The following is a 16,302-nucleotide window of genomic DNA, read 5'->3' on the forward strand; positions in this document are numbered from 1 at the left end:
GCCGTCGGATGCTCAGGGTTCATCGTCGATCGCTTTCGTGAGGATGTCGCTCGCCCGCCGGGGTGGGAGGAGGGTGAGGATGTCGGGGATTCGGGAGGGGGTGCGCGCGGTGGCCATCACGACCCGGTCCGGGCGCAGCAAGACCGCGAACGCGGAATGTGTGCTGAGCCACCGGGTGAGGATCTCGACGCCGGTCGGTGGCCAGTCCAGGACGCTGAGGTCGAGGTGGGTGACCCGGTCGGGGACGGTGCAGGTCGGGGGCAGCGGTCCCCGCGTCAGCAGCGCATAGCCGGGGCCGAGGACCTCGTCGAAACGGGCGCCGCCACCCTCGCCCGCGATGACCGGTTGAGGACACAGTCGCCCGTTGAGCCGATGTCGGATACCCCGTCGCTCGACCAGGGGACCAGCCGCCAGCGGCGGTGAGACAGTCGCGAGCAGGGCCTGCGACACTCCCGGAATGCGGCACAACAGCCCCAGCGAAGCACGTCGCACCGCGGCCGCGCGGTCGTGGCCACCGGTGAGCATCCATCCGACGGCAACGGCCGTGCGGATGGTCCGGGTCGCATGTGGGCGGCGTTCGGCGGTATAGGTGTCGAGAATCGACTCCGGCGCGGTGCCGCTCAGAACCTCGGCGAGTTTCCAGCTCACGTTGAACGCGTCCCGTAACCCGGCGCCCAAGCCTTGCCCGATGAACGGCGGGGTCTGGTGTGCGGCGTCGCCGGCGATGAACAGTCGTCCTCGACGCCAGTGTTCGGCGACGCGGGCACGGAAGGTGTACTCGGCGTGACGAACGATGTCGGCCCGGTCGAAGGTGTCCGCGTCCATCCAGGGCCGCAGCAGTCGGCGCAAGTTGTCGGCGGCTGCCAGCTCGTCGGCCCGTTCGCCCGGCTCGATGCGGAACTCCCATCGATACCGGGTACCGGTGACGGGCATGAAGGTCGCGGCACGCCGCGGGTCACAGATCTGCTGGACACCTCCCCACACCGGAAGGGGAGCCGCGGTCCGCACGTCGACCACGAGCCAGTTCTGTTGGAAGTGCAGGTCACGCAGGCCGGTGCCGATCCGGTCGCGGATCAGGCTGCGCGCGCCGTCGCAGCCGATCACCGCGGCAGCGGTCAGCCTGTGCGTTTCGGTGTCGGTGGTGTACTCGACAACGGCCGAATCGCCGTGGTCGGCGGCGTCGATCACCTCGCATCCGCGTCGCAGGTCGACGAGCGGGTCGGCGTGGGCGAGGTCGAGCAGTATCGCCTCGAGTTCGGGCTGGTCGAACATGCTCGCCTGCGGAAAACCGTGGGGGCCGTTCATCGAATCGCGCGCGAACTCGGCCAGCACCGTGTGGTTGTGATCGAGCAGGCGCATTCCGGGCATGGGACGACTGATCTCGGCGAATCGCTCGTAGGCTCCGACGGCAGCGAGAATCCGGCACACCTCGTCGTCGGCGTGGACCGCGCGCGGCAGCGGGTAGGAGGTGGGGTGGCGCTCCAGAACAACGGTGGCGATGCCGTGTCCCGCCAGCAGCAGCGCCGCGGTGAGGCCGACCGGGCCGGCGCCGACGATGACGACCGCGACGTCGACCGGGTTGGACGATCGAGCCATCACCTGTATCGGACCCGGTTACGCTGCCGGCCCAGGTCGAGGGCGCCGTCGTCGGTGGCGATCCGGGCTTCGACGATGTCGCCGTCGCGGAGATAGCGAGGGTTGGCCGCCTGTTTGCGGAAGAAGATCTTCCACTTGAGGTGCGGGGGCAGCAGCGCGCCGAGCAGTTCGACGGGTTTCGCAGGTGCGGACAGCGCGGTCCCGCCCGGCGTGCCGGTCAGCAGAACGTCTCCGCGGTCGAGACGCTGGAATCGACTGAGCGCGTGCAGGGCCTGGAGGGGTTCGACGAGCATGTCGTCTCCGACGACACCGTTCTGTCGGCGTTCTCCGTTGACCCACAGCTGTAGCCGCAATCGATGGAATTGCGCCCATTCGGGTGGGTCGAGCAACACCAGTCGCGGACCGGCCGGGGTGAATCCGGGGTAGGACTTCGATTCGTAGAACTGGGTTTTGGGCAGTTGCACGTCCCGGGCGCTCACATCGTTGGCGATGATCAGTCCGGCCGCGTACTCGGGCAGGTTCTCGGCGGTGATGGTCGTTCCGACCGGCACCGCGGCGCCGAACACGATGCCGATCTCGACCTCGTAGTCGAGCAGTCGCACGTGGGCGGGTTTGACGATGTCGTCGTAGGGTCCGCAGATCGATCCGGAGGATTTGCGGAAGAAGGTCGCCGATACCCGTCCGGGGTCGATGTTCGACTCGCGGGCATGGCTGGCGAAGTTGACCATCTGGGCCACGACACGGCACGGCGCGGTCACCGGTGACACCAGTTGTAGTTCCGACACCGGAGTCCAGTCGGTGGCGTCGTGCGCGGCCCGGATCGCGTCGAGGTCGCCGAGCAATTCCGCGGTGGTGGCCGCCGGGGTGTCGATGGGCGTGGCACCGTGCGGGGTTTCGAGGTACCAGTGCGAGCGGGTACGGACAATGGTGGTGCTCATGTGCGGGCTACTTTCATCAGGCCGAGCAGGCGCCGGATATCGAACTCGTTCGCTTCGTCACGCAATGCGGAGAACACCGCGCGCAGCAATTGCGGATCGGGGTTCACTCCGAGGAAGTCACGGGTGACCGGCGGTCCCCATTGGGCCAGGCCGCTGGCGCTCATATGCGTCCAGCCCGCCTCGACCGAGGAATCGAACAGGTCGCCATCGGCGAAGTGCTCGACCAGGAAGCGGTCCGGGTCGCGCCAGTAGTCGAACAACTGGCTGCCCTGGATATGGCGGCCAACACCCCAGGAACGACGGTAACCACGCTCGGCGAGATACGCCCCGCCCGCCGCGATCGAGTCGAGATCGGCGACTTGATAGGCGCTGTGGACATATCCCGCCCGTGGCCCCAACGTCATCGCCAGCGTGTGATGGTCGGCGGGGGTCGACCCGCGATCGCAGCGCATGAACGCCATGGTCGGGCCGCGGTCCCGCTGCCCCGGAAAGTAGAGGAAGTCGCTGACGATCAGGCCCAGGTGTTCGAGATACCAGTCCAGGCATTCCAGGAATCGCGGCGTTTCGAGTACCACATGGCCCAGACGTTGCACGCGCGCGGGCTCACGGGGGCGGCGTTGCACCGCGTTGATCCGATACCGCGCCGCGCCCAGATTCCAGGTCAACGGTGGCTGGTCGGGAAGCGCTGGCAACTCCGGCACATCGGCGACGACCCGCACCACCTGCCCGCTCGGATCACGGAGGGTCACCACCCGACCACCCAGCACGTCCAGCGGCTCCATCGCATGCCCGGTCGCGGCAGCCAGCCGTGCCAGGTCGGCGCGTTCCCCGGCGCGGTAGGCCGTGCCGACGAACCGGGCCACCGGCGCGCGCCGGACGATCACGCAGACCGAGCCCGCCCAGGTGCCGCGCAGATGCAACTCGTCCGGCGTGCGGATCACGGTGCTCAGACCGAATGCAGCGGCGAAGCGTTCCGCACCGTCGAGATCGGGCTTGTCGAATTCCAGCCACGCGATGTCATCGACCTTGATCAGCGGATTCTTCGCCCTGTCCGGGTGCTCACCGGTGAGCGCGCCCTGCGCACTGTGCAGATCGACGTGCGGATCGTCGTATGCGGGCACTGTCATCGCTGTCCTCCTTGACTACTGAAGAAATGTTCAGCAATGATGGGCGCTTCCGTCAATGACATTCAGAGTTGGAATGTCATTCAGAATTGAAGGTGACAGGAGTTCTCCCGTGCCGCACTCGAATCGCACCGACCGCAAACGAGCCCGCACCCGCGCGGCGTTGATATCGGCCGCGGCCGAGTTGTTGGCCAGCCCGGGCGGCCTCGACGCCAGCGTGCAGCAGATCACCGACCGCGCGGACGTGGGCGTCGGCTCGTTCTACAACCACTTCACCAGCAAGGCCGAACTGTTCGACGCGGCCATCGCCGAGACCCTCGACCGCTACGGAGAACTGTTCGACCAGGCCTCAGCGGGAATCGAGGATCCCGCCGAGGTGTTCGCCAACGGCATCCGCATGACCATGCACCTGACCAAGACCCACGCCCAACTCACCGGGACACTGCTGACCATCGGCTTCCGTCTGATGACCTCCGATGGGGGCCTCGCCCCGCGCGCCCTGCGCGACCTGCGCCGAGCGGGTGAGACCGGCCGCCTCCGAATCACCGACTACTCCGCCGCACTCGCCTGCACGGCCGGTTCGCTGCTCGGCTGTCTTCAGCTCCTCGCCACCGACCCCGACACCGACATCGACACCCTCGCCGACACCCTCGCCACCAACCTGCTGTGCATGTTCGGCCTCAGCCTCGACGACGCCCGCGCGGTAGCCACGAAACCGCTGAAAATGCCGTCCCCCGCTGCGGTCAGGCGGGCCAGGTGATCTCGGCCGGGTCCTTGTCGATGCGCAGCCCGCGCCAGCTCGGGTGGCGCAGTCCTTCGGCGGTGGCTTCGCGGTATTCGATGTCGGCGACGAGTTCGGGGGAGACCCAGTGGGCGAGCGCGGCGACCGGGCGGGGCGCGGGCACGTCGAACGGTGAGTCCGGGCGGGCGATTTCGTCGAGCCGCTGCCGTAACCGGGTGCGCTCGGACTGCTTCCATCCGGTGCCGACGTTGCCGATGTGCACCAGCCGCCCGTGTGCATCGTGTGCACCGAGAACCAGTGACCCGAACGACTTCTGGAACGGACCGTTACCCGGCAACCATCCGGCGATCACCGCTTCGGTCGTTCTGCGGAACGGCATCTTGAGCCAGGCGCGGCTGCGCTCCCCGGGCTGATACACCGAATCGAGCCGTTTGGCGACCAGCCCTTCCAGGCCGTTGTCGGTGGCGGCCGCGGCCAGCTCGGCGGGGTCGACATCGGTCCAGCTCGGCGACAGCTGCAACGGCGGGCGCGCGATGTCGAGCCGGGCGAGCAGGTCGCGGCGCTCGGTGTAGGGCAGGCGTACGGTGGCGTGCCCGTCGAGCGCGAGCAGATCGAACAGCATGTACAACACCGGCACCTCGCGGATGAGCTGCGGTGTCGGGGCGCGCACGTGCATGCGGCGCTGCAACCGGGAGAACGACGGCGCGCCCCGGGCGCCTTCGGGGGCGATGATCTCCCCGTCGAGGACCACCCGGTGCGGGCCGACCGCGGCCGCGACGGCCTCGGCGATCTCGGGGAACGATCCGGCGACCTGTTTGCCGTTGCGACTGTAGAGCAGGCACTGCCCGTCGGCGGCGTCGGCCACCGCCCGCATCCCGTCCCATTTCATCTCGAAAGCCCAACCGCGCGGATCCTCCGGCGGTCGTCCAGCGGTGGCCAGCATCGGCGACGGCGCGGGCGCCATCACCAGAGCATACAGCCAGCAAACCGCTGTTTTCGATCATCCGCACCCGAATCGGGACCCGGCCGCCCGCGCCGGCGAGCGGATTCGCCGCATCGGGCGCCGCACGCTCGACGCCGCACCGGCAACCCGCTCGCCGGGCCGACCAGAGCACACCGGTGCGCGGAACCGGCCGTGCGGCGCGCCGAGGGCCTAGATTCGATCCATGCAGACCATCGACCTGCCCGCGCCCGACGGCCCCATCGAAGCACTGCTGGCCCGCCCCGATACGCCGGGCCCGTGGCCAGGGATCGTGATCATCCACGACGCCCTCGAGTTCGGCGCCGACATCCGCACCCACGTGACGATGCTCGCCGAGCGCGGCTACCTGGTGATCGCGCCCAACCTGTTCTCCCGCGGCAAGGCCCGCTGCATCCGGGCGGTGATGCGCGCGCTGTGGTTCACCGGCGGCCGCAACCACGCCGAGGCGGTGCCGGTGCGCGACATCCTCGCCGCCCGCGACCACCTGCTGGCCGACCCGGACTGCACCGGACGCACCGCGGTCGCCGGGTTCTGCATGGGCGGCGGCTTCGCCCTGCTCACCGCCCCGCACGGCTTCGACGCCGCCGCCCCGTTCTATCCCGGCCTCTACGGCGACTACCGCACCCTGCTCGAGGGCGCCTGCCCGGTGGTGGCCAGCTACGCGGGCCTGGATCCCTCACTGATCGGCGCCGCGGGCAAGCTCGACCGCGCGCTCACCGACCTGGGCGTCCCGCACGACATCAAGACCTACCCGCGCACCACCCACGGTTTCGCCAACACCTTCGGCAGCGAGCGCCTGCTGCGGGTGGTGGGCCTGGGTCACGACGAGGCCGCCACCGCGGACGCGTGGCGGCGCATCTTCGCCTTCTTCGACCAACACCTCACCGCGTGAGGGTCATTCGCCTCGCCACTGCGGCGCCCGCTTCTCGGCGAACGCGCGCGGACCTTCGGCGGCGTCCTTGCTCAGGAATACCGGCATGGTCTGTTCCATGTTCATCTGCCAGATCGGCGCGTCCCAGTCCGAACCGAACGCGGCGGCGCGGTGGATGATGCGCTTGGAGGCGCGCACGGCCAGCGGCGCGTTGGCCGCGATCGTCTCGGCCAGTTCCAGCGCCACCGCCAGCACCTGATCGGCGGGCACCACCCGGTTGACCAACCCCCACCGCGCCGCGGTCTCGGCGTCGACGGGCGCACCGGTCAACGCCATCTCGAGGGCGATCTTGTGCGGGATCTGGCGCGGCAGCCGCAGCAGCCCACCCGCGGCCGCCAGCAACCCGCGCTTGACCTCGGGCAATCCGAGCGAGGCCTGATCGCTCATCACCGCCAGATCGCAGGCGAGCACGATCTCGGTGCCCCCGCCCAGGGCGAATCCGTTGACCGCGGCGATCAGCGGCTTGTCCACGAAATGCTGGACGAGTCCGGCGAACCCGTACTCCGGATGCTCGGGGTCACCGATGTTCTGCCCCGCGGCCAGCGCCTTGAGGTCCGCACCGGCGCAGAACGCGCGCCCGGCGCCGGTGATCACACCCACCCGCAGCTGCGGGTCCTCGGCGAGCTGTTCGAGCGCCGCGCCGACCGCCCGCGACAGCGCGGAGTCGACGGCGTTCATGGCGTCGGGACGATTGAGGGTGATGAGGGCGACGGAACCCCGGCGCTCCAGGGTGGCGGCATCGGACATGAACAGACCTCCTCGTGCGGCCCGCCCCGGTGCGGGCCCGCCGTCCAACCTACCGGTCACGGTGGTGGGCGCACCCCGCGTCGCACCCACCACCGCCCGGGCGGTCACGCCGCGCGCAGCGCCGCCACCGCACCGGCGAACATGGTGTTCTTCACCGCCGCCAGCGTGCCGGAATCCTTGCCGCCCAACGGCGCCAGCATCGCCAGCGCGGCCGCGGTCACCTCGCCCTCGGCGGCGGTGGCATCGACCAGCCCGATCGCCGCGGCCTCACCGCCGCCGAACCGGCGCCCGGTGGTCATCGACGCGATCGCCGCGGCCGGGGTGAGCTTGGCCTGGATCAACGCCGCCATGCCCGGGGTGAACGGGATGTGGATGTCGACCTCGGGGAAACAGAAGTAGCCGCGGTCGGCGCGCATCACCCGGTAGTCGTGCGCCATCGCCAGCATCGCGCCCGCGCCGAAGGCGTGCCCGGGCAGCGCGGCCGCGCTGGGCAGCGGGAAGGTCAGCACCCGCGCCAGCAACGCCTGCACCTGCTCGACGTACCAGGGCATCCGCTCACCGTGGGCGGCCACCCAGTCCAGATCCAGGCCGTTGGAGTAGAACTTGCCGCCGGCGGTGGTCACCAGCGCCAGCGCGCCGTCGGACAGCGCGGTGTCGAGGTGGGCGTTCACCTGCTCGAGGAAGGCGGGGGAGAAGCGGTTCTCGCCGTCGCCGAGGTCGAGCACGGCGATGCCGTCGTGGAATTCCAGGGTGGTCACGATGATTTCCTTTCCGGGGGACCGATGTCGAGCACCGCGCGGACCGCGGCGCGCAGCTGATGACGGGCGTGGGGATCGGCGAGCTGGTCCCGGCGCAACAGGATCGCGGTCGGCAGGTCGACCAGGCAGGTGGTGAGCACCTGCACCGCGCGCCGGTCCCGGCGACCCCACCGCCGCTGCGCCAGATCCACCAGCACAGCGACGAGATCGCGTTCGGCGCCGCGGAGTTCGGCGGCGAGCTCGGCGGGCAGGTCGGCATCGAGCAACTGCTCGCGCGAGACCGTCAGCACCAGCCGGGCCGAGTCGGGGAAGCGCTCGGCGAACACACTGGGCGCCTCGGCGGCCGCCACGATCGCCGCGGTGACTGCCGCTTCGGCATCCGAACTACCTTGTGCCTCAGCCGTTTCTGGGAAGGCGAGCGCGCGTTGCACGTCGAGGAACCGGCGCGCGGCACGCACCCACGCGCGCGCCAGCAGCGCGCCCCGCGAGCCGAAGGTGTGGTAGAGCGCGCCGTTGGACATCCCGGTGGCCGCGGCGACCGCGCGCACCGTCACCGCGGCGGGCCCGGCGCGGACCGCCAGCGCTTCGGCGGCATCGAGCACGGTGTCGGGGTCGTGCACTCGGGGACGTGGCATGACCGAACTATAACAGAGCAACTGCTCTGTTATAGCGGCACGGGGCGTTTGCCCACGCCCACTACGGTTTTCACCTACCGTCCGGTCCGTGTGGAATTCTCCCGGGCCGTCCCGCCCCACCCCCGTGATGCGGTAGTCTTCGCCTGCCTCCCACCCCTGTCCGCACGAAGAGAACGGCGCCGCATGTCACGAGTCGTCATCAAGGAGCAGTACTTCGACACCGCTCTCGAGGTGCTGGCCGAACTCGGATTCAAAGGACTCAACATCGGCCTGCTGTGCCGGCGCCTCGGCGTCACCAGCGGCTCGTTCTACCACCACTTCGGCAGCTGGCAGGGCTTCGTCGACGCCCTGCTCGAACACTGGGAGAACCGCCAGATCCGCATCCTGCGCACCCTGAACTTCAACCAGGGCAACCCGCACGACGACATCGCCGCCATGGCCGACCTCGCCCTGGGCCTGCACCACGCCGCCGAAGCCGCCATCCGCGCCTGGGCCGCCAACGACGAATCGGTCAACCTCGCCCTCAAACGCGTCGACGAATCCCGCCGCCGCACCGTGCACAAAGCCGTCAAAGGCATCGTCGGCGACGACGCCACCACCGCCGTGCTCACCTCCATGGGCATGGCGATGCTCATCGGCTACCAGCAGATCGCCGCCGGCGGCGACGACGTCTCCCTGCACGACCTGCTGGGCCAATACCAGCGACTGATCTACTCCTACACCCGCCGCTGACCGCTCACACCGTCGCCGGATCGCTCACCACGACCGAATCGCTCACCATGTCCGCGGCCGCACGATCTGGCTCGCCCGTCGCCCGCGCCACCCGCACCCAGGTGTTGTTCACCGCCGAATTGCCCGAGAACCGGTCCGTCAACGCCGGATCCGGCAGCAGATTCACATTCGCCCCCGGCAACGAAGCCGCCACCGACCAGCCGACCCCCGGCTCCCGATGACCCCACCCGTGCGGCACCGCCACCGCACCGGGACGGATCTCGTCGCTCACCTCCAACGTCACCACGATCGACCCGGTACTCGAGGTCACCTCCACCTGCTCACCGTCGACCAGCCCGCGCGCCTGCGCGTCCCGCGGATGCATCAGCGCCGTGCAGCGATCCTTGCCCTTCACCATCGACGGCAGATTGTGCAACCAGGAGTTGTTGCTGCGCAGATGCCTGCGCCCGATCAACTTCAGATCGAACCCGTCCGCCGGCGCGGTCAACGCCCGGCCCGCCCGCGCCTCGGCCACCAATTCCGCCGCCGCCGACACGAAATCCGCGGGCGCCAACTGCACCTTGCGGTCCTTCGTCGCGATGATCGACCGCAACCGCGGCTGCAACGGGCCCAGATCCACCCCGCCCGGCGTGCGCCGCAGCTTCGCCACCGTCACCCCCTTGCGACCGCGCCGCAGCACCCCGTGCGGGCCCACCGCCATCCCCAGCGCCGTCAACCGCAACGGACTGGCCACCTCGAACAGCGCGTTCAACAGCCGCCCGGTGAACCGCCGCGCGGGCAACGGCACCAGCTCGGTCACCAACCGCGCCAGGATCTGCCAATCCTCGAGCCCGTCGGCGGGCGGCTCGAACACCCGCGCGTCGAAGCGCACGTTGTTGCGCACACTGAACACCGGGAACAGGAAATTCAGGTCCTCCCGCTCCAGCTGGGAGATCGGCGGCAGGATGATGTCGGCGTGCCGGGTCGTCTCGGTGACATACATGTCCACCGCCACATAGAACTCCAACGAATCCAGCGCCGCACCCAACCGGCCGCGTTGCGGCGTCGACAACACCGGATTGCCCGCGTAGGTGATCATCGCCCGGATCCGCTGCGGGCTGTCGGTGCGGATCTCCTCGGCCAGCACCGCCACCGGCAACTCGCCACGGAACGACTTGAACGTCCCCGTGCTGTCGGTCCACGCGCCGTACCCCACCCGCGACAGCCGCGCGAACCGCAACGCGTCGACGGGGGGAGTGGTGAACATCTGTCCGCCCGGACTGTCCAGATTGCCCGTCACCGCGTTGATCGTGTTCACCAGCCAATGCGTGAGCGTGCCCGTCACCTGCTGGCACACCCCGATCCGGGCGTACATCACCGCCGAGGACGCCGCCGCGTGCTCGCGCGCCAGCCGCCGGATCGTCGCCGCGTCCACCCCGGCATACGGCGCCATCGCCTCCGGCGTCACCTCGGCCACCAGCGCCCGCAACTCGTCCCAGCCCGCACAGCGGTCCCGCACCGCGCGCTCGTCGCACAACCCCTCGGCCACCAGCACATGCAGCATCGCCAGCAGCAGATACACGTCACCGCCCGGGGCCACCGCCACGTGCTCGTCGGCCAATCGCGCGGTCTCGGTGCGCCGCGGATCCACCACCACCACCGAACCGCCGCGCTTGCGCACCTCCCGGATCCGCAGCTTGGCCCCCGGCATCGTCGTCACCGACCCGTTCGACACCGCCGGATTCGCGCCCAGGATCACCAGCCGGTCGGTGCGATCGATGTCGGCCACCGGCATCAGCAGATTCGAACCGAACATCTGCCAGGCCGCGAACTCCTGCGGGAACTGATCGATCGAGGACGCGGTGAAGAAGTTGCGGGTCAGCAGCGCCGTCCGCAACAGCACCCCGTAGATCACCGAGGAACTGTGCGCGGCCGGATTGCCCAGATACATCCCGATCGCGCTCGGCCCGTGCGCGGCCCGCACCGCCCGCAACCGACGCCCGATCTCGGCGAACGCCTCGTCCCAGCCGATCGGCTCGAACCGGTCACCCACCCGCCGCACCGGCGTGCGCAACCGGTCCGGGTCGTGATGCAGCCCGCCCATCGCCGTCGCCTTCGGACAGATGTAGCCCTTGGACAGCACGTCCTCCGGGTTGCCTTCGATCCGCGTGACCTTCGCATCCTCGACGGTCACCAGAATTCCGCAATGCGCCTCGCACAGCGTGCACTGCCGGGCAATGGTGGTAGCGCTCATGGGATTTCGTCACCTTCCACGGTCGTTCCGCTCAGGCTACCGCCGCCCCCACCCACCGGAGAGAGAAATTCGGCCAAATCGTCTCATCTTCTCGCGTCCGGCTGGTTCGCCAACGCCCGCACCCCCGGACTCGACGACTCCCGCACGAACGCACTCTCCGCCACGTCCAGACCACCGCAGCTCACCGTCAACTCCACCGCCGGCGCCAACCGATACGGACGGCTCTCCACCACCGACCCCACCACCCGCCGCAACCGCGACAACTCCGCCCGCACCGCCACCGCATGATCGGGATCGCCGTACAAGGCCGCACTCAACGCCGCCACCGTCATCCCCGCCGCACCACACCGATCCAACAACAACAGGATCTCGGCATGCCGCGTGGACAGCGTCCGCCGCCAATCCGATTCACCCCGCGCCACCAGCACCGGCGCACCCGACAGATCCAACGTCAACCGGATCCGATCATCGGCCGACCGCGGCCGCACCAGCCACCCGCTGTTCAACGGCTCCGCCTCGCACAACCCCAGACCCGGCACATGCACCGCCCGCACCGCATCCGGCACCGCGATCCGCCGACCCGCCGCCACCCCCACCGCGTGCGCCACCCACCCGTGCTCGTCCACCAGCAACGCAGGCCCGCGCACCGCCGACAACGCCGGCATCGACGCCGTCCGCAACCGCTCCAAACGCTCCTGCTGATACCGGGCCAACTGCCCCTCCGCCAACCGCACCGCAGCCCCGATCAACGCCGTGATCGTCGGATGCAACGTCAACGCCGGACCGCTGACGTCCACCACCCCGATCAACTCGCCCGTGCGCGGATCGTGCACCGGCGCCGCCGTGCAGTACCAGGGATGCTGCGACTGCTCGAAGTGCTCACCGGCGACCAACTGCACCGGCTCGGCCTCCGCCAGCGCCGTCCCGATCGCGTTCGTCCCCACCGCGGGCTCGGTCCAGCGCGCACCCTCCTGGAACCCCAACCCGTCCGCGCGATGACGCACCTTCGTCGACCCGGCCCGCCACAACACCACCCCGTCCGCGTCACTGACCACCATCAGCATCTGCGCGGCATCGGCGATCCCCTCGATCAGCTGCGTCACCTCACCGATCACCGCGCCCAACGGCGACTCCCGGCGCCGCCGCTCCACCTCCGACAACGGCAACACCATGCGCTCGTTCGGCCGATCCGGCACCAGCCCCGCCGCCAGCACCCGCGACCAGGACCGCGCCACCACCGTGCGCGGCCGCATCGGCGAACGACCACCGCCGATCACCGCATCGTGCATCCGCACCAGGTCACGGGCATAGCGGGGGAGGTCCGTCCCCGGAGTGATCGCACTGAATTCGCCCATGATGCCTGTCCGCCTTCTTGCTCGAGGTGCGCCGAACGCGACCCGGGCCCCGGCGCACGACCACCGATGATGCAACGCCCTGCAACGATTGTTACTCGGATTTCCGTGCGTTGTGCTGTAGCTCACACAACAACGTGGGAAGGAACATCCGATGACTCGGACACTCGAACCGTCGGCGGCACCCGAGGAAGCACTCGACCCCCAGACCAGGGTCGAGACGTGGCTGCGCGAGTTCGAAACCGCCCTCGCCGCCCGCGACATCGAGGCGGCGGCGGGCATGTTCGCGGTGGACAGCTTCTGGCGCGACCTGATCGCCTTCACCTGGAACATCAAGACCGTCGAAGGCCGCGACGGCGTCACCGACATGCTGCGCGCCCGCCTCGACGACACCGACCCGCGCGGCTTCCACACCACCGAACCCGTCACCGAAGCCGACGGCGTCATCACCGCCTGGATCGGCTTCGAAACCGCCGTCGGCCGCGCCGCCGGACACCTGCGCCTCACCGACGGCGGCGCCTGGACCCTGCTCACCTCACTGCGCGAGCTCAAGGGCCACGAGGAGAACAAGGGCCCCCGCAGGCCCAAAGGCGTCGAACACGGCGCCAACCGCGAGCGCGTCACCTGGTCCGAACAGCGCGAGCAGGAAGAACGCGAACTCGGCGTGACCCGCCAGCCCTACGTGGTCGTCGTCGGCGGCGGCCAGGGCGGCATCGCCCTCGGCGCCCGACTCCGCCAGCTCGGCGTGCCCGCCCTCGTCGTCGACAAGCACGACCGTCCCGGCGACCAGTGGCGCAAACGCTACAAGTCGCTGTGCCTGCACGACCCCGTCTGGTACGACCACCTGCCTTACCTGCCGTTCCCGGACAACTGGCCGGTCTTCACCCCCAAGGACAAGATCGGCGACTGGCTCGAGATGTACACCAAGATCATGGAGGTGCCGTACTGGTCCAAGACCGTCTGCCGCAGCGCCACCTACGACGAGCAGACCGGCGAATGGACCGTGCACGTCGAACGCGACGGCGAACCCCTGGTCCTGCGACCCAAGCACCTCGTGCTCGCCACCGGCATGTCCGGCAAGCCCAACATCCCGAACTTCCCGGGCATGGACCGCTTCCAGGGCGACCAGCACCACTCCAGCCAGCACCCCGGCCCCGACGCCTACGCCGGCAAGCGCGCGGTGATCATCGGCTCCAACAACTCCGCGCACGACATCTGCGGCGCCCTGTGGGAAGCCGGCGCCGACGTGACGATGGTGCAGCGCTCCTCGACCCACATCGTCAAGTCCGACTCGCTGATGGAACTCGGCCTGGGTGACCTGTACTCCGAACGCGCCCTCGCCGCGGGCATGACCACCGACAAGGCCGACCTCACCTTCGCGTCCATGCCGTACCGGATCATGCACCAGTTCCAGATCCCGATCTACGACGCCATCCGCGAACGCGACGCCGACTTCTACGCCCGCCTCGAACGCGCCGGCTTCCAGCTCGACTGGGGCGACGACGGCTCCGGCCTGTTCATGAAGTACCTGCGCCGCGGCTCCGGCTACTACATCGACGTCGGCGCCTCGGAGCTGGTGGCCAACGGCGACATCAAACTCGCCCACGGCCAGGTCCGCGAGCTCACCGAACACTCGGTGATCCTCGAGGACGGCACCGAACTGCCCGCCGACCTCGTCGTCTACGCCACCGGCTACGGCTCGATGAACGGCTGGGCCGCCGACCTCATCGGCCAGGACGTCGCCGACAAGGTCGGCAAGTGCTGGGGCTACGGCTCCGGCACCACCAAGGACCCGGGCCCGTTCGAAGGCGAACTCCGCAACATGTGGAAGCCCACCCAGCAGGACGGCCTGTGGTTCCACGGCGGCAACCTCCACCAGTCCCGCCACTACTCCCTGTACCTGGCCCTGCAACTCAAGGCCCGCTACGAGAACATCCCGACCCCGGTCTACGGCCTCCAGGAGGTCTACCACCTGAGCTGAGGCAATCCCGGATGCCGGGTCGCTCCCACAAGGAGCGGCCCGGCATTGCCGTGCTCACGGTGCCGGTCGCGCGCCAGGCGCGGTAGCGCACTGATGATCGGGCGCGTGGGGGATTTCCGAAGTGTTCCTGCCAGCCGCTTTTATCGTCACGTGACGATTCGTGGAACAAGGGGGAGGCAGAGGGGAGTGGCTTCCCGGGTCGCGGCACGAGGCGACCTGGACGGTGGGTCGCACCACGCCGAGATCAGGCTGCCACGATACCGATGACCGGAAAAATTCCGGCGGCGCGGAAGGCTGGGTGCGCGAGAACAAGGATCCGCTCCACAGTTCCCACGCAACGCAGCGTGGAGGTGTTCGCCAGGGATCCATCCACTCGGCCACCGCAGGGGTCAGAGGTCGGCGGCCATCGAACACGGGCCGCACACAGGGGCGCGACAGTAATGCCGACAGCTGGCGACAGCCCCTTCCGCCACCATCGTTTCTACGCCGATAATCTACATTATGTTAAGTAGAGGCTGCACCGCCGGGAACCGGCCGGCGCGGCGCCACCGCCTCCTCCCCGCAATGGCCTCGAGGCTGATTCGCGGGATTGACAGGGATCGACATCAGGACCGTGATGCGCGGGTGTACAGCCTCGGGTGACATGAACTTCGCGGGTCACCGCGCGCCGTCCCATGCTGCTGACCAACCTCGCTTCCGTCCGCGCCGAGGCCGCGCACCCACACCATCCTGGGCGCTCATTCCACCTCCGACGCCGCATGTCGTACCGGCCGCCGTGCCGGCTTCCGGATACTCCAAAACCGATCGCACGGTTGACCGCTACGACGCCGTCACGTTCTGCTCCTCCGGACGGATTCGGCCGCCACCGCGCACTCGTGCTCCGGAGCGCGTCAAGAACCTTGCAGCATCACCCCCGGCCCGACCTGCCCCCGATAGGCCGAATCGCCCGACGACCGGCGCAGATTCGCGACCGTCTCCCCCGATCCCTGAATCCACGTACACAGTCCGGTCGGCGGACTACGGTCAGCACCACGGGCATCACCGTGTGTTCACGATCATTTTTCCGCGATTCACTGGTGCTCCAAACTTGAATGTGTAAACTTTCGGAGTGTGTCCAAGGTTCCCGATTTCGAGCAGCTCCTGCGCGGCGCGTCCCTCCGGGTCACCGCGCAGCGGCTGGCCGTGCTGAGCGTGGTGCACGAGCATCCGCACTCGGACACGGACTCGATCCTGGGACGGGTGCGCGAGAGCGTCGGAGCGGTGTCCCACCAGGCGGTCTACGACGTGTTGCGCGCACTGACCACGGCCGGACTGCTGCGTCGCATCCAGCCGATGGGCTCTGTCGCCCGCTACGAGACCCGGGTCGACGACAACCACCACCATCTCGTCTGCCGTGACTGCGGCGTCATCGTCGACGTCGACTGCGCGGTGGGCGAAGCGCCCTGCCTCGATGCCTCCCACGACCACGGTTTCGTCGTCGACGAGGCGGAGGTCATCTACTGGGGCCACTGCCCCGACTGTTCGAAAGCTCTGTCCGCACCACCGAAGTGA

At 69.1% G+C, this 16,302-nt stretch carries 14 protein-coding genes; 5 read left to right on the forward strand and 9 right to left on the reverse strand.

The window, feature by feature from the left end:
• Positions 1-12: 12 nt before the first annotated feature.
• The 3 genes from CRM89_RS07655 to CRM89_RS07665 are packed head-to-tail and all read right to left on the reverse strand — an operon-like array spanning position 13 to position 3,661.
• On the reverse strand, positions 13-1,596 hold the full coding sequence (locus tag CRM89_RS07655; protein WP_098083597.1) for a bifunctional 3-(3-hydroxy-phenyl)propionate/3-hydroxycinnamic acid hydroxylase: 1,584 nt from the start codon (positions 1,594-1,596) through the stop codon (positions 13-15).
• Entirely contained in the window at positions 1,596-2,534 is a 939-nt protein-coding gene (locus tag CRM89_RS07660; RefSeq protein ID WP_060591002.1) for a fumarylacetoacetate hydrolase family protein, read from the reverse strand. The genes CRM89_RS07655 and CRM89_RS07660 overlap by 1 nt, the downstream gene beginning before the upstream one ends.
• Positions 2,531-3,661: a VOC family protein gene (locus CRM89_RS07665; protein WP_098083598.1), complete on the reverse strand. Its 1,131-nt coding sequence runs from the start codon at positions 3,659-3,661 to the stop codon at positions 2,531-2,533. Before CRM89_RS07665 ends, CRM89_RS07660 begins: the two co-directional genes overlap by 4 nt.
• 109 nt (positions 3,662-3,770) lie before the next feature.
• Here CRM89_RS07665 and CRM89_RS07670 point away from each other — a divergent pair, with 109 nt between their 5' ends.
• Positions 3,771-4,418: a TetR/AcrR family transcriptional regulator gene (locus tag CRM89_RS07670; RefSeq protein ID WP_229435024.1), complete on the forward strand. Its 648-nt coding sequence runs from the start codon at positions 3,771-3,773 to the stop codon at positions 4,416-4,418.
• Here the strand turns inward: CRM89_RS07670 and ligD are convergent.
• Positions 4,402-5,364: a non-homologous end-joining DNA ligase gene (ligD, locus tag CRM89_RS07675; RefSeq protein WP_098083600.1), complete on the reverse strand. Its 963-nt coding sequence runs from the start codon at positions 5,362-5,364 to the stop codon at positions 4,402-4,404. The two genes, CRM89_RS07670 and ligD, sit on opposite strands and share 17 nt — an antisense overlap.
• Before the next feature lie 202 nt (positions 5,365-5,566).
• On the opposite strand from ligD, the gene CRM89_RS07680 reads away from it, so the two are divergent.
• On the forward strand, positions 5,567-6,274 hold the full coding sequence (locus CRM89_RS07680; protein WP_098083601.1) for a dienelactone hydrolase family protein: 708 nt from the start codon (positions 5,567-5,569) through the stop codon (positions 6,272-6,274).
• A gap of 3 nt (positions 6,275-6,277) precedes the next feature.
• Here CRM89_RS07680 and CRM89_RS07685 read toward each other — a convergent pair whose 3' ends face one another.
• The 3 genes from CRM89_RS07685 to CRM89_RS07695 all read right to left on the reverse strand — a co-directional run bounded on the left by CRM89_RS07685 (position 6,278) and on the right by CRM89_RS07695 (position 8,453).
• Entirely contained in the window at positions 6,278-7,060 is a 783-nt protein-coding gene (locus CRM89_RS07685) for a crotonase/enoyl-CoA hydratase family protein (RefSeq protein ID WP_098083602.1), read from the reverse strand.
• Positions 7,061-7,164: 104 nt separating this feature from the next.
• Positions 7,165-7,821 (reverse strand): enoyl-CoA hydratase-related protein, encoded by a 657-nt coding sequence (locus CRM89_RS07690; protein ID WP_060593307.1) that lies wholly within the window; start codon positions 7,819-7,821, stop codon positions 7,165-7,167.
• On the reverse strand, positions 7,815-8,453 hold the full coding sequence (locus CRM89_RS07695) for a TetR family transcriptional regulator (protein WP_098083603.1): 639 nt from the start codon (positions 8,451-8,453) through the stop codon (positions 7,815-7,817). Before CRM89_RS07695 ends, CRM89_RS07690 begins: the two co-directional genes overlap by 7 nt.
• Positions 8,454-8,636: 183 nt before the next feature.
• Here CRM89_RS07695 and CRM89_RS07700 point away from each other — a divergent pair, with 183 nt between their 5' ends.
• Positions 8,637-9,185 carry a TetR/AcrR family transcriptional regulator gene (locus tag CRM89_RS07700; protein ID WP_060590993.1) on the forward strand — a complete coding sequence of 183 codons (549 nt, stop codon included), beginning with the start codon at positions 8,637-8,639 and terminating at the stop codon, positions 9,183-9,185.
• A gap of 4 nt (positions 9,186-9,189) precedes the next feature.
• On the opposite strand, the gene CRM89_RS07705 is transcribed toward CRM89_RS07700, so the two are convergent.
• Both CRM89_RS07705 and CRM89_RS07710 read right to left on the reverse strand, forming a co-directional pair.
• Positions 9,190-11,418 carry a molybdopterin oxidoreductase family protein gene (locus tag CRM89_RS07705; RefSeq protein ID WP_098083604.1) on the reverse strand — a complete coding sequence of 743 codons (2,229 nt, stop codon included), beginning with the start codon at positions 11,416-11,418 and terminating at the stop codon, positions 9,190-9,192.
• Between the two features lie 83 nt (positions 11,419-11,501).
• Entirely contained in the window at positions 11,502-12,773 is a 1,272-nt protein-coding gene (locus CRM89_RS07710) for a GAF domain-containing protein (protein ID WP_098083605.1), read from the reverse strand.
• Between the two features lie 151 nt (positions 12,774-12,924).
• Here CRM89_RS07710 and CRM89_RS07715 point away from each other — a divergent pair, with 151 nt between their 5' ends.
• Both CRM89_RS07715 and CRM89_RS07720 read left to right on the forward strand, forming a co-directional pair.
• Positions 12,925-14,751 carry an NAD(P)/FAD-dependent oxidoreductase gene (locus CRM89_RS07715; RefSeq protein ID WP_060590986.1) on the forward strand — a complete coding sequence of 609 codons (1,827 nt, stop codon included), beginning with the start codon at positions 12,925-12,927 and terminating at the stop codon, positions 14,749-14,751.
• 1,110 nt (positions 14,752-15,861) lie between these two features.
• A complete protein-coding gene (locus CRM89_RS07720) occupies positions 15,862-16,302 on the forward strand; it encodes a Fur family transcriptional regulator (protein WP_011209481.1) in 441 nt (146 codons plus the stop codon).

The organism is Nocardia sp. FDAARGOS_372, from assembly GCF_002554515.1.
GTDB lineage: Bacteria > Actinomycetota > Actinomycetes > Mycobacteriales > Mycobacteriaceae > Nocardia > Nocardia farcinica.